The 12,920-nt window shown below is 44.6% G+C and carries 12 protein-coding genes; 5 read left to right on the plus strand and 7 right to left on the minus strand.

Annotation, left to right across the window (positions count from 1 at the left end; translation table 11 throughout):
- From FTU54_RS09295 to tviB, 4 genes are read right to left on the minus strand one after another with little or no spacing between them, the layout of a single operon-like run.
- Positions 1-1,083: a DegT/DnrJ/EryC1/StrS aminotransferase family protein gene (locus tag FTU54_RS09295; protein ID WP_180074663.1), complete on the minus strand. Its 1,083-nt coding sequence runs from the start codon at positions 1,081-1,083 to the stop codon at positions 1-3.
- Positions 1,080-1,667 carry a UDP-2-acetamido-3-amino-2,3-dideoxy-D-glucuronate N-acetyltransferase gene (gene wbpD, locus FTU54_RS09300; protein WP_180074664.1) on the minus strand — a complete coding sequence of 196 codons (588 nt, stop codon included), beginning with the start codon at positions 1,665-1,667 and terminating at the stop codon, positions 1,080-1,082. Before wbpD ends, FTU54_RS09295 begins: the two co-directional genes overlap by 4 nt.
- A 14-nt stretch (positions 1,668-1,681) precedes the next feature.
- The gene (locus FTU54_RS09305; RefSeq protein ID WP_180074665.1) at positions 1,682-2,626 is read right to left on the minus strand and encodes a Gfo/Idh/MocA family protein; all 945 of its coding nucleotides are present in this window, start codon (positions 2,624-2,626) and stop codon (positions 1,682-1,684) included.
- 28 nt (positions 2,627-2,654) lie between these two features.
- A complete protein-coding gene (gene tviB / locus FTU54_RS09310; RefSeq protein WP_180074666.1) occupies positions 2,655-3,953 on the minus strand; it encodes a Vi polysaccharide biosynthesis UDP-N-acetylglucosamine C-6 dehydrogenase TviB in 1,299 nt (432 codons plus the stop codon).
- Between the two features lie 316 nt (positions 3,954-4,269).
- Between tviB and FTU54_RS09315 the strand changes: the two genes are divergently transcribed.
- The 4 genes from FTU54_RS09315 to FTU54_RS09330 all read left to right on the plus strand — a co-directional run bounded on the left by FTU54_RS09315 (position 4,270) and on the right by FTU54_RS09330 (position 9,590).
- Entirely contained in the window at positions 4,270-5,373 is a 1,104-nt protein-coding gene (locus FTU54_RS09315) for a polysaccharide biosynthesis/export family protein (RefSeq protein WP_180074667.1), read from the plus strand.
- A complete protein-coding gene (locus tag FTU54_RS09320) occupies positions 5,373-5,801 on the plus strand; it encodes a low molecular weight protein-tyrosine-phosphatase (protein ID WP_005181218.1) in 429 nt (142 codons plus the stop codon). Before FTU54_RS09315 ends, FTU54_RS09320 begins: the two co-directional genes overlap by 1 nt.
- A gap of 17 nt (positions 5,802-5,818) precedes the next feature.
- Positions 5,819-8,005, plus strand: coding sequence for a polysaccharide biosynthesis tyrosine autokinase (locus FTU54_RS09325; protein ID WP_180074668.1), 2,187 nt, complete (start codon positions 5,819-5,821; stop codon positions 8,003-8,005).
- 145 nt (positions 8,006-8,150) lie between these two features.
- On the plus strand, positions 8,151-9,590 hold the full coding sequence (locus tag FTU54_RS09330) for a capsule assembly Wzi family protein (protein ID WP_180074669.1): 1,440 nt from the start codon (positions 8,151-8,153) through the stop codon (positions 9,588-9,590).
- Positions 9,591-9,689: 99 nt separating this feature from the next.
- On the opposite strand, the gene FTU54_RS09335 is transcribed toward FTU54_RS09330, so the two are convergent.
- Positions 9,690-10,334 (minus strand): START domain-containing protein, encoded by a 645-nt coding sequence (locus tag FTU54_RS09335; RefSeq protein WP_016658891.1) that lies wholly within the window; start codon positions 10,332-10,334, stop codon positions 9,690-9,692.
- Between the two features lie 56 nt (positions 10,335-10,390).
- Positions 10,391-11,212, minus strand: a complete 822-nt coding sequence (gene dapB / locus FTU54_RS09340) for a 4-hydroxy-tetrahydrodipicolinate reductase (RefSeq protein WP_016658892.1) — start codon at positions 11,210-11,212, stop codon at positions 10,391-10,393.
- Positions 11,213-11,460: 248 nt separating this feature from the next.
- Here dapB and FTU54_RS09345 point away from each other — a divergent pair, with 248 nt between their 5' ends.
- Positions 11,461-11,733 (plus strand): hypothetical protein, encoded by a 273-nt coding sequence (locus FTU54_RS09345; protein WP_016658893.1) that lies wholly within the window; start codon positions 11,461-11,463, stop codon positions 11,731-11,733.
- Positions 11,734-11,805: 72 nt separating this feature from the next.
- Here the strand turns inward: FTU54_RS09345 and dnaJ are convergent, their stop codons facing one another.
- Positions 11,806-12,915: a molecular chaperone DnaJ gene (gene dnaJ / locus FTU54_RS09350; protein WP_104472330.1), complete on the minus strand. Its 1,110-nt coding sequence runs from the start codon at positions 12,913-12,915 to the stop codon at positions 11,806-11,808.
- Positions 12,916-12,920 lie beyond the last annotated feature (5 nt).

Below are 12,920 nucleotides of genomic sequence, written 5' to 3' on the forward strand. Positions count from 1 at the left end.
CTATAAACCCAACCCTTGCACCACAAAATTTATATCATGCTCTGACATATAAGGATGCATCGGCAAACTCATCACTTTTTCCGCAATGACATCACCTACGGGCAACATCGCATTTACATCCGCCACAGCAGGTTGTTTATTCAGAGGGATTGGGTAATGTACAGCCGTCGGAATACCTTGTGCTTTTAGCTTCTCTTGAACTTCTGCACGGTTATCGACCTGAATGGTATATTGCGCCCATGCACTGGTATTATGCGGCTCAAGGTAAGGTGTTGTATGAATACCTGCTTGCTTAAATAACTGATTATAAACGTCAGCTACTTTTTGGCGTGCTTGCATTTCATCATCCAAAATTTCGAGTTTTGGTAATAAAATGGCAGCCTGAATCGTATCTAAACGGCTATTTACACCAACGCGAATATGATGATAGCGACGATCCTGCCCATGGCGTGCAATCTGACGAATCACTTTTGCCAGTTCTTCATCATTAGTAAAAATAGCACCACCATCGCCATAACAACCCAAAGGCTTACTTGGGAAAAAGCTGGTGCATGCTACGGCACTTAAATTACAGCTTTTACGCCCTTTATAAGTCGCACCAAAACTTTGCGCAGCATCTTCAATCACGGGAATATTATATTTAGTAGCAATTGCATTAATTGCATCAAAATCAGCACATTGACCATATAAACTTACTGGAATAATTGCTTTAGTACGTGGCGTAATGGCTGCTTCTAGTTTTTCTACATCTAAGTTGTAGGTTTTTGGGTTCACATCTACATAAACAGGTGTCGCACCCAACACAGCCACAGTTTCTGCTGTTGCAATATAGGTAAAACCTGGGGTAATGACTTCATCACCTGGGCCAATACCAAACGCCATTTGGGCAATTTGTAAAGCATCCGTACCATTGGCACAAGTAATACAATATTTAGCGCCCACATAAGCCGCTAGTTTTTCTTCCAGCTCTGTAACTTCTGGCCCTAAAATATACTGACCATGTGCCAATACGCGCTGAATACCCGCATCAATTTCAGCTTTAATACGTGATTGCTGTGCTTTTAAATCAATAAATTCAATCATGCTACAACCTGCTCTTTTGTTACAACCTTACCATTCAGTCGGTAAATTGCCCCTGTATGCTCACATGCAACTTGTGCCTCACCTTCTAGTGGTAAATCTAATTGCTCACCAAATTCGCTCATCCAGCCAATTTGTTTTGCAGGTACACCCACCATCAGTGCATAGGCAGGTACATCTTTATTTACCACTGCGCCTGCACCTACAAATGAATATTCACCAATCGTGATACCACACACAATGGTACAGTTAGCACCCAAGGTTGCACCCTTTTTCACAAGGGTGTTACGGTATTCATCTTTACGCTCAATGAGTGAGCGTGGGTTATAGACATTGGTAAAGACCATGCTTGGTCCACAAAATACCCCTTCTTCAAGGGTAACATTGTCATAAACCGAAACATTATTTTGTACTTTGCAATGATCGCCAATTACGACCTTATTACCCACAAAAACATTCTGACCTAAAGATACGCCTTTTCCAATTTTGGCACCGCCACAAACATGCACAAAATGCCAAACACGAGAGTTCTCACCAATTTGAGCACCCTCATCGACAATTGCACTTTCATGTTGATAAAAACTCATCGCATTCTGCCTTATTATTTTACTTTTACTAATAGAGGATGTGGGTTGCTTGGATTTTCAATAACTGGAGCAACACGAATCACTTCAACCGTTTCAATTGCTGCACGGTTTTCTTCTACACCATACCCATTACCTGCCAAAATACGTTGGTAACTTTGAGTATGCAGGTCGGTAAAACCGCCTGAAAATTCAAGTTCTTCATTTTCAATGGTAATACTACGGTAGGTTAATTTTTCACCCTGCACAGCATTTTCTGGTAAATTATTGGCATCAATCGACAAGAACCAACGTACACGAGCACGCTCATATTCTAAATAACCCGATGCGGTTTTTTCATCACGATAATGCACTTCATTTTTCACAATTTTGCCAAAAATAAAATGCAGCATGTCATAAAAGTGCACACCAATATTGGTGGCTACACCACCCGATTTATTATCTACCCCTTTCCATGATTTTAAATACCACTTACCACGTGAGGTTAAATACGTTAAATCTACATCAAAAATTTTACCTGCAGGTGCAGCCTGAACTTTATCACGCAGTGCGATAATGGAAGGGTGCAAACGTAACTGTAAAATCGAGTTTACTTTGGCACCATATTGTTTTTCATATTCAGATAAAAGGTTTAAATCTTCTGAATTCAATACCAATGGCTTTTCACAAATCACATCAATGCCATTTTTAAGCGCATATTTCATATGTGGTGCATGTAAATAGTTTGGTGAGCAAATTGCAACATAATCCAGCTTTTCACCTTTGAGTTTTTGATCCTCTACATAGGCTTCAAACTCCTCAAATTCAGTAAAAAACTCGGCTTCAGGGAAATGACTATCCATAATGCCAACAGAGTCATTCACATCCATAGCAACGGCTAAGGTATTACCTGTTTCTTTAATTGCTTTTAAGTGACGTGGTGCGATATATCCTGCAGCACCAATAAGGGCAAATTTTTTCATGTTGTTCACTACAATTGATTAATTTATGTTAAAGACGGAATACAGTAAAACCTTGTGCTGTTAGTTCTTCGCGGCTAAACAGACTTTTAACATCTGCAATCACAGGCTTAGAATTATTGACATAGCTGCGCAATTGCTCTGGGCTAAGATGGCGGAACTCATTATGTCCGACAGCAACAACTAAACTGTCTACAGGGTGTTCTGCATCAATGATTGACAACTCTACCCCATACTCTTGTTGTACTTCTTCCACATCTGCCCACGGATCACAGACCACAACCTGCGCACCCCAAGTTTGAAACTCTTTAATCAAGTCTTCAACCTTGCTATTACGGATATCTGGACAGTTCTCTTTAAAGGTAATCCCTAATACACCAATTTTTGCGCGCGGAACATCAATACCATTTTTAAGCATATGTTTAATTGTATTACGCGCCACATAACGTGCCATATTGTCATTAATACGACGACCCGCCAAAATCACCTGTGGATGGTAACCCACCTCTTCAGCTTTATGAGTTAAATAGTAGGGATCGACGCCAATACAATGGCCACCAACCAAGCCTGGACGGAATGGCAAAAAGTTCCACTTACTGCCTGCGGCTTCCAGTACATCTAAGGTATCAATACCAAGCCGATCAAAAATAACCGATAACTCATTCACCAAGGCAATATTTAAATCACGCTGGGTATTCTCAATGACTTTTGCTGCTTCTGCGACTTTAATACTTGAAGCTTTATGCGTACCCGCAGTAATAATACTGCTATACACCTGATCTACTAGCTCAGCAACTTCTGGGGTAGAACCGGAGGTAATTTTTTTAATCTTGGTCAGGGTATTGACTTTATCACCCGGATTAATCCGCTCTGGGCTATAACCGGCATAGAAGTCCTGATTAAATTTCAAACCAGAGACTGTTTCCAAGACAGGAATACAGACTTCTTCGGTCGCACCAGGATATACGGTTGATTCATAAACCACTATATCTCCAGCTTTCAATACCTTACCAATTGTTTCACTCGCTTTCTGTAATGGGGTTAAATCAGGACGATTTACTCGATCAATTGGCGTAGGCACCGTAACAATAAAAAAGTTACAGCTGTTTAAATCTTCTAAAGTGGCAGAATAGGTCAGTTGGGTCGCTTGTTGGAGTTCTTCTGGCGACACTTCCAAGGTGTGATCTTGCCCACTTTTTAATTCTTCAATCCGTTTTTGATGAATATCGAAACCAATTACTGGAACTTTTTTTCCAAATTCCACTGCCAGCGGTAAACCGACATAGCCTAAACCAATTACGGCAATTTTCAGGTCAGAGAGCTTTAGCATTTTAACGCCTTATTTAATATACTATACTTATGAAGAGTAAATCTTTCAGCGGGAATGTTAGCAGAAATTCATGAACATTCTGTTATGATTTTTAGCCAAAAAATACAAAACACCTTTTTTATGTCTGTTTTTTGCAAATGATCTTTCTGTCTTCAAGTAGTCTCCTACAATTTAGATACTTTTTACCTCATTTTTCAGCTTTAGCTGGCATATACTTTCGCAATCTACTTACAATTTGTTATATACCCTTAAAATAAGTCCGGTAAACTACTTTTAATTTTTTATGATTTTAGAAAAATTCAGAACGGGAATACGTGTGAGACAATTTAAATCTATAATTCTACTGTCTTTTCTAGTGACAGCAGGCGGGTGTGCGGTCACCTCCGGCTTACAGACCTATGACTTACCTTCTGAGGGTGTCTATCAAACAGACTTGGGGACTTCGGTGAATGTGGTCCGACTTACTCAAGATACTGTACTCGGTTTGCAACCGGCCGTACACAATATTCAGCAAGATTATGCCCACCTGTTTACCCAGTCACATCGCAACTATAACCTTAGTCCAGGCGACATTCTGTCGATCTATTTATGGGCTTACCCAGAAATTACCCCACCTACCAATACGATTAATAATGAACAGGCCATTCAGGCCAATGGCTATCAAATTGACCAAAGTGGCTATATTCAATTCCCGATTATTGGTCGCTATAAAGCTGCCGGTAAATCTTTAAGTCAGGTGAATCGTGAGCTGCGCAGTCAGTTATCGCGTTATTTAAAAACGCCTGATGTAGTCGCACGGGTTCTGTCTTATCAGGGCCAGCGTTACTCGGTACAGGGTAATGTAATGAAAGGCGGCCAGTTTTACTTAAGTGACCAGCCAACCAGTGTCTATACCGCTTTAGGTCTGGCGGGTGGTGTCAATGCCCAGCAAGGCAATAATGCTTCTATTACCTTGGTACGTCAGGGGCAGACCTATCATTTAAACAGTATTGAACTGGAACAAGCCGGTTTCTCTTTACATAATCTGCTCATTCAACCGAATGATACCCTCTATGTAAACAGCCGCGAAAACCAGAAAATCTATGTGATGGGGGAATCGGGTAAAAACCAGTCTTTACCGCTTCGAGATCAGGGCATGAGTCTGAGTGATGTCCTCGGTGAAAGTCTGGGATTAAATCCATTGTCGGCCAGCCGTAGTAAAATCTATGTGTTACGTAGTCAGCCAAGTGGTGCACAAACCGAAGTCTATCATCTGGACTTAACCAGTATTGCCGACTTTGGTCTGGCTAATCAGTTTAAAATGCGCAGTAATGATATTGTTTATGTCGATGCATCGGGCCTTGCGCGCTGGCAACGTGTCATGAATCAGATTATTCCATTCTCAAATGCTTTATATAATTTAGACCGTTTGGGGAACTAATGAAAATTAACAATATTCTGGTGGTCTGTATTGGCAATATTTGCCGTAGCCCGATGGCGGAATACTTTTTAAAACAGGAATTTCCGCATTTACAGATTGAATCTGCCGGTATTTCCGGGCTGGTTGGTCATGCAGCCGATGACAAAGCCAGCCTGTGCATGCAGCGTTTAGGGATTGATATGAGCCCGCATGTGGCCCGAAAGCTGAATGCCGAGCTGGTCAAGAAAGCCGACCTGATTTTAGTGATGAGTCAGAACCAGCAAAAACATGTGGAACAGACCTGGCCCTTTGCCAAAGGTAAAACCTTTAGGCTCGGCCACTGGCAAAGTAAAAATGTGGCCGATCCTTACCAGCATGATCAGGCGGTATTTGATGACACCTGCCAGCTGATTCAGGCCTGCATTGCAGACTGGAAAAAATATATTTAACTTTCGAACAAAAGACTATGAGCCAAAATACCAATACAGAAGATACCATTGACCTGAAGGAATTGTTTTTCTCCTTAATTGCCCAGTGGAAACTGATTGCTCTCTGTGTCATTTTAAGTTTGGTCTGTGCCTTACTTTATTTAAGAACCACACCAGATACCTATCAGGTCGATGCACTGGTTCAGGTCGAAGAAAATAAAGGGGCATCTGCCGCCTTATTGGGCGATTTGTCCAATATGATTGAGCAGAAATCACCGGCTCAGGCCGAAATTGAGATTCTGAAATCGCGTCTGGTACTCGGTACCGTCATTGATCGCCTGAATTTAAATATTCGCATTCATGGTACAGAAGACAGTTTCTGGAGCCGCTTACTGAACAAGCATGAGTATGACAGTGAATATTCAGCTCAATCCGTGCTGTTTAAAGACAACCAGAAAAGCTTTGATGTACGCAGTTTTGAGATTCCAGATTACTACCGCGATAAAAATCTGCTACTTAGTTTTGCAGAAGGTCAATACCGTTTAACTGATTCAGCCACAGAACAGGTGGTCTTTTCTGCCCCACTGAACCAGACCAGCCAGTTACAGTCTGAATATGGCCTATGGAAAGTTGGTATTTATAGTCAGGACAGCTTTGATAGTACTTACCTGATCCAAAAGCAAAGCCTGCCTGCTGCGGTTCGTAGCTTGCTCGCTAACTATTCTGTGGCCGAAAAAGGCAAACTGACTGGTGTGCTGGGCCTCAACTACCAGGGTACTGACAAGCAGCATATTACCCAGGTGCTCAATGCTATTTTAGCGGCCTATAGTCAACAGAATATTGAACGTCGCTCGGCTGAAACCGCACAAACCTTAAAATTCCTGGAAGATCAGCTGCCGGAACTGAAACAACAACTCGATGTCGCTGAACGTGAATTTAACCGTTTCCGCCAGCAGTACAATACGGTCGATGTCACTAAGGAGTCAGAGTTGTATCTGACCCAAAGCGTGACCTTGGAAACCCAAAAGGCCGAGCTGGAACAAAAAGTGGCTGAAGCCTCAGCCAAATATACGGCTGAACACCCGATCATGCAGCAAATGAATGCGCAATTAACGGCGATTAATAAAAAGATTAATGAGCTAGATGGAACCTTAAGGCGTTTACCAGAGTTACAACGCCAGTATCTGCAACTGTTCCGTGAAGTGGAAGTCAAACAACAGTTATATACCGGCCTGCTCAACTCTTATCAGCAGTTACGTATTGCCAAAGCCGGTGAAATTGGTAATGTGCGTATTGTCGATACTGCAGTTGAACCGATTGAACCGATTAAGCCAAAAAAATTAATTGTTTTGATTTTGTCTATTTTCGTGGGAGGGTTCCTCGGCACACTGCTGGCCTTATTACGTAATATGCTGCGTAGTGGCGTTAAAGATTCTACCCAAATTGAAAATGAACTGGACTTGCCGGTGTATGCCACTGTGCCGCGTTCGCCTGTACAGGAAAGCCGGATTAAACTGCTGAAGAAGAAAAAAAATATTCCTATTCTTGCGGTTAAAAATAGTGATGATATTGCCATTGAAAGCTTACGCAGTATGCGTACTGCCATTCATTTTGCCTTAAGCAGCGCCAAGAACAATATTATTATGGTTTCTGGTCCTGCACCGGAAGTCGGTAAATCCTTTATTTCAACCAACTTGGCCACCATTCTGGCGCAAAGCCAGAAACGGGTACTGATTATTGATGCGGACTTGCGCCGCGGTTATTTGCATAAATACTTTAATCAGCAAGCCCAACTTGGTCTGGCAGACTACTTAAATGGCCAGACTGAGTTAAGCCAGGTCATTAAAGCTACGGAAGTATCTGGTCTGGATGTGATTGCCCGTGGCAAGAGTCCAGCCAACCCGTCTGAACTGCTCAGTACCACACAATTTAGTGCCATGCTGAATCAGCTATCAGAACAGTATGATCATATCTTGATTGATACTCCACCAATTCTGGCCGTCACAGACGGGATTATTATTTCCCAGCATGCCGGGGTGAATCTGGTAATTGCGCGCTATGCCAAGACACAAATGAAAGAGCTTGAATTGACCATCAACCGTTTTGAACAGGTGGGTGTGAAAGTCAATGGTATTATCCTGAATGATATTCAGCGCTCTAGTGCAGGCTATGGTTATGGCTATAACTATTCCTATGCCTATAAAGCCACTAAGGATAATGACTAATTTTGCAGTGACCGATTGCTTTAAAAATCTCGCTACGGCGGGATTTTTAATCTTCCCAGATTACAACTCTACTCAACAGTTTGCATTGAAAAAATAAACTCGTCCGCCTATGGTGTGGAGAGCAAAAAACTCCTGAGAATCAAAAATGCGTCTATCAAAAATATTGCTTGCGACCCTTGCCCTCAGCTCATCCCTCACCTTTGCCCAAGGGATAGTTCTGAATGACCAGAACCTGCGTACCGACCTGAATTGGCTGAACCAGCAAGGGGTGATTCAGCTCAGTACCTCCACCTGGCCCATGAGTGGCGATGAAATTCAGCGCGCCCTGTCTCAGGCAAAAATCAGCACCCCTGTCCAGCAAAAAGTGCTGGATGCAGTCCTCACCCATTTAAATGCCGATAATCAGCTTCTGAAAGCTGCGCTGTTTGCAGAAACTGATCATAAGTATCTGCCTCAAGCCTTTGCTGATCAGGAAAAATCACAATATCAGGCCGGTCTGGAACTGAATGCTGGCGGTAGCCAATGGGATGCCCGATTACGGGTCAATGCTGAAAAAGACCCGCAGATTGATCATGATCAGGATGTGAATGTTGAAGGCTCTTATATTGCCGGGAAACTCTGGAATCAGTGGCTGATTGCCGGCCAGATTCCAACGTATTGGGGACCCGGTCATGAGGGGAGTCTGATTCGTGGCGATGCCAGCCGCCCAGTCTATGGTATTACTGCACAGCGGGCAGAACAGACTGCTTTTAGCAGCAAATGGCTGTCCTGGATTGGGCCATGGCAATATCAGGCCTTTGCCGGTCAGCTGGACCATTATGATGCGGTCCCGGATGCCAAGCTGATTGGCCTGCGTGTTACTGCTCAGCCGCTTCCCTATCTGGAACTGGGTGCTTCACGTGCCATTCAGTGGGGCGGTGAAGGACGTCCGGAAAACTTTGATTCTTTATGGGATGCAATCATTGGTAAAGATAATGTCTATGGGGATACAGTCAATCCATCCAACCAGATTGCCGGTTTTGATGCCCGTTTAAACCTGCAACCTTTAGTGCAGATGCCGCTGGGTGTCTATGCGCAGTATGTCGGTGAAGATGAAGCCGGCGGCCTGCCCGCGAAAAAAATGTATCTGGCCGGGGTGGATTATTCATCCAGTTACCAGAATATGCCCTACCAGCTGTATAGCGAATGGGCTGATACCCGTACCAATGGCAAGGCACAAGGGATTTCCTATAATCATAGTGTTTATACCGATGGCTTCTATCAGCATGGTTACCCATTGGCGCATGCAATGGGCGGCGATGGCCAGATGATCTCAGTGGGCGGTGATATCCGTTTTGATCCTTTAAACCGTCTGCATGGCCGGGTGCTGTTTGCCAAACTGAATGGGTCGGGTCGGATCACCAATGCGGCTTTTCCTGAGCAAGATGAGCTAACAGCTTTAGATATCACCTGGACGCATTACTTACGTCCGGATATTCCACTTAAACTGAATGGCTGGCTGGGGGATTCAGACCTGCATGGTAAAGATGGTGGTGCCTCAATCGGCATTGAATTCCCACTAGAAAAAGGACTGTTTAGCTACTAAGGCCGTTAAATGTCGTTTTAAAGACTCAGATCAGCACTATCTGAATACGCTGTCTGAGTCCGCTGATGCATGACCCGTCTAGCACCAGACGGGTAGTTTTTATCTTAAAATCGCCGGTAAGGGTCGCTCACGACCCGGCAAACTCAGCTCAAGTTTCATTTTTTGTAGCATCTGATAAGGCTGCTGCTGCACAAACATATTCACAAAACTGGTTGGAATCGAACCAGCCGGATCGGCATAGCCATAGGTAGACACCTTAACCCGGTTGGCCCCCAGTTTTTGAAAGGTCCAGTCGCCTTCATAATGGGTTAAACGTACATAGCTCGGGTTTAAGGGATAACCCTGACTGACGGCTTTGTTCTGAATATGAATCACGCCTTGGGCATCTTTAAACATTCTGCCTTTGACCACCAGATCACGGTCTTTTAACGGAAAAGGAAAATCCAGCACCATATACAGCAGGAACTCACCTTTCTGGTCATCACGCGACAGTACCTTAACGCTGCCCATATACGGCACCCAACTGATGGCATGCTCCACATCCAGAATCAGGCCGGCGGCTTTTTCAATCGAGACCGGAAAAGTGGTTTCTGCCTTGTACAAAAATACCGGGTTTTGCGGATGCTGATAGGTCCAGACCTTAATATTATTTTTATGAATATTGAGTTTGGCATTCTGCAAATTCTGGGCGGGTACACTCGCCGCCATGGCGAGCGCACCGGCCAATACAATCCATTTTTTCATTCCATTGTTCATCTTATTTTAGTTTTAGTGTTGTTATAACGGATTTTACAGCGGTTTTAAACTTGAATATCGTTAAAACCCAGGACATCTTTCATGTCATATTTACGCGCATCACGACCCACCACCCAGGCAGCAGCACGCACGGCACCGGCAGCAAAGTTCATCCGGTTGGTGGCTTTGTGGGTAATTTCGACGCGCTCGCCTTCACCAATAAACATGGCGGTGTGTTCACCAACAATATCGCCACCACGAATGGTCTGGAAACCAATACTTTGACGCTCACGCGGACCGGTATGTCCTTCACGATGATAGACCGCATCTTTTTTCAGGTCACGGCCCAGGGTTTCTGCAATCGCCTCACCCATCATTAAAGCAGTACCTGATGGCGCATCGACTTTATGACGATGGTGCGCTTCAATCACTTCAATATCTACCGTATCGCCAAATACTTTAGAAGCAAGTTCTAAAAGCTTAATTGAAACATTCACACCCACTGAATAGTTGGCAGCATAGACCACCGGAGTTTGCGTTGCCGATTCATCCAGATAGGCTTTCTGTTCATCATTCATGCCGGTAGTGCCAATCACAATCGCCACGCCTGCTTCACGACAAATTTTCAGATGGTTCACAGTAGCTGCCGGTGCAGTAAAGTCGATGACCACGTCACACTGCTTTACCACCTCTTCCAGACTGCCAACCACTTTTACACCCAGGCTACCAATGCCCGCAAGCTCGCCTGCATCTGCACCGATTAAGCTACTTTCCGGACGTTCCACCGCAGCTGCAAGTTGATAACCGGCCTGCTCAACGGCTTGAATAAGGATGCGTCCCATACGGCCACCGGCACCTAATACACCAATGCGTGGAGTTGCTGACATAACATATTCCTGATGTTGATTCGAAATTGTCCTTACTATATCAAAACTCCCTGCCCAGACTAAGCCGGCAGTCTAAAAAAGCCGAAAAAAACTAAGATGGCTCAACCGTAGCCCGCACACCCGGTAATTTAAAAATAGAAATTGAAAAGAAAGTTCTGATTTCTCGCGTTTTTTCACAAAAGTGCAAAATTGCTGCAGCAGACTAGCCGTCACGAATGAATAGAATAGAGATTATAAGGAGATCAAGCATGCATTCGAAACAACTGGGGATGGCAGTGTGTATGGGGCTACTGATGAGCTCGGCTTGGGCAGAACCGCCATTACAACCGGGTGATACCTTGGAAAGCCTGTCTCAGGTCCGCATTACCACCACTTTACAGCCAGCAGTATCGGCAGAAGAAGCAGCACAAGTGGCGTTAATTGATGCAATTGAAGAAGAACAAAGCGAACAGAGCACCGAGATGGCTGTATCTCAGGACGATGCGCTGGTGGCAGAAATTGACCCTGTGGAAGGGGTTTAATTTTTTACTCGCCATAAAAAAGGGAGATGATGTTCATCTCCCTTTGTGTTTGAGCGCGCTGTTTAAACTGGCTTAGTCAAACAGACGGTCAAAGAATGATTTTTTCTTTGGTGACGAATTGTTGTTATCGCCATCCAGCGTCGCTTGCAGTTCTTTCAGTAATTCACGCTGACGCGACGTCAGGTTCACCGGGGTTTCCACCACAATACGGCACAGCAGATCACCGACCATACTGGTACGTACCGGTTTCACGCCTTTACCGCGCAGACGGAACAGTTTACCGGTTTGGGTGCCTTCCGGAATTTTCAGGCTCACCCGGCCATCCAGCGTCGGAATTTCAATTTCTTTACCTAATGCGGCATCGGCAATTGAAACCGGCACATCCATATACAGATCGGCACCATCACGCTGGAAGATCTCATGCTCGCGCACCACCACTTCTACGTACAGGTCGCCGGCCTGACCATCACGAATCGCTTCACCTTTACCGGTTAAACGTACCCGGTCGCCATTGTCGACACCGGCTGGAATGGTAACTTCCAGAGTTTGCTGACGGTCAGATACCCCTGAACCATGACATTTGTTACATGGGTTCTTGATGATTTTACCCTGGCCACGACAAGTGCTACAGGTCTGCTGCACCGAGAAGAAACCTTGCTGCATACGTACCTGACCGGCACCATGACAGGTTTTACAGGTTTCAACATCATTCGGATTTTGCGAACCTTTACCATCACAGGCATCACACGGTGCAGGTGCGGTAAAGCTGATGGTTTTTTTCACCCCTTTAACCGCTTCTTCCAGGGTCAGTTCCATCACATAGCGCAGGTCCGAACCACGGCGCGCACGTTGCTGACGGCCACCGCCCCCAAAGGCACCCCCAAAAATATCGCCGAACTGGCTAAAGATATCTTCGGCACTAAAGCCGCCGCCGAAGCCACCACCGCCCATGCCGCCTTCAAAGGCCTGATGGCCCATACGGTCGTACATGCTGCGTTTTTCGCTGTCCGACAGCACTTCATAGGCTTCTGAAGCTTCTTTAAATTTTTCTTCAGCTTCCGGGTTATCTGGGTTACGGTCCGGATGATATTTCATCGCCAACTTACGGTAGGCTTTTTTAATTTCATCATCACTAGCGGTTTTAGCAACACCCAAAACCTCATAATAATCACGTTTAGCCATGTCTG

It is taken from the genome of Acinetobacter sp. YH12116 (assembly GCF_013418895.1).
Classification (GTDB): domain Bacteria; phylum Pseudomonadota; class Gammaproteobacteria; order Pseudomonadales; family Moraxellaceae; genus Acinetobacter; species Acinetobacter indicus.

Excerpts from the sequence above, each read along its gene's own strand:
- FTU54_RS09330 (WP_180074669.1), top strand. The coding sequence starts at position 8,151 with ATGCGTCTATCAAAAATATTGCTTGCGACCCTTGCCCTCAGCTCATCC.
- FTU54_RS09325 (WP_180074668.1), top strand. The coding sequence starts at position 5,819 with ATGAGCCAAAATACCAATACAGAAGATACCATTGACCTGAAGGAATTG.
- FTU54_RS09305 (WP_180074665.1), bottom strand. The coding sequence starts at position 2,626 with ATGAAAAAATTTGCCCTTATTGGTGCTGCAGGATATATCGCACCACGT.
- FTU54_RS09320 (WP_005181218.1), top strand. The coding sequence starts at position 5,373 with ATGAAAATTAACAATATTCTGGTGGTCTGTATTGGCAATATTTGCCGT.
- FTU54_RS09295 (WP_180074663.1), bottom strand. The coding sequence starts at position 1,083 with ATGATTGAATTTATTGATTTAAAAGCACAGCAATCACGTATTAAAGCT.
- FTU54_RS09345 (WP_016658893.1), top strand. The coding sequence starts at position 11,461 with ATGCATTCGAAACAACTGGGGATGGCAGTGTGTATGGGGCTACTGATG.
- dapB (WP_016658892.1), bottom strand. The coding sequence starts at position 11,212 with ATGTCAGCAACTCCACGCATTGGTGTATTAGGTGCCGGTGGCCGTATG.
- dnaJ (WP_104472330.1), bottom strand. The coding sequence starts at position 12,915 with ATGGCTAAACGTGATTATTATGAGGTTTTGGGTGTTGCTAAAACCGCT.
- wbpD (WP_180074664.1), bottom strand. The coding sequence starts at position 1,667 with ATGAGTTTTTATCAACATGAAAGTGCAATTGTCGATGAGGGTGCTCAA.
- tviB (WP_180074666.1), bottom strand. The coding sequence starts at position 3,953 with ATGCTAAAGCTCTCTGACCTGAAAATTGCCGTAATTGGTTTAGGCTAT.
- FTU54_RS09335 (WP_016658891.1), bottom strand. The coding sequence starts at position 10,334 with ATGAAAAAATGGATTGTATTGGCCGGTGCGCTCGCCATGGCGGCGAGT.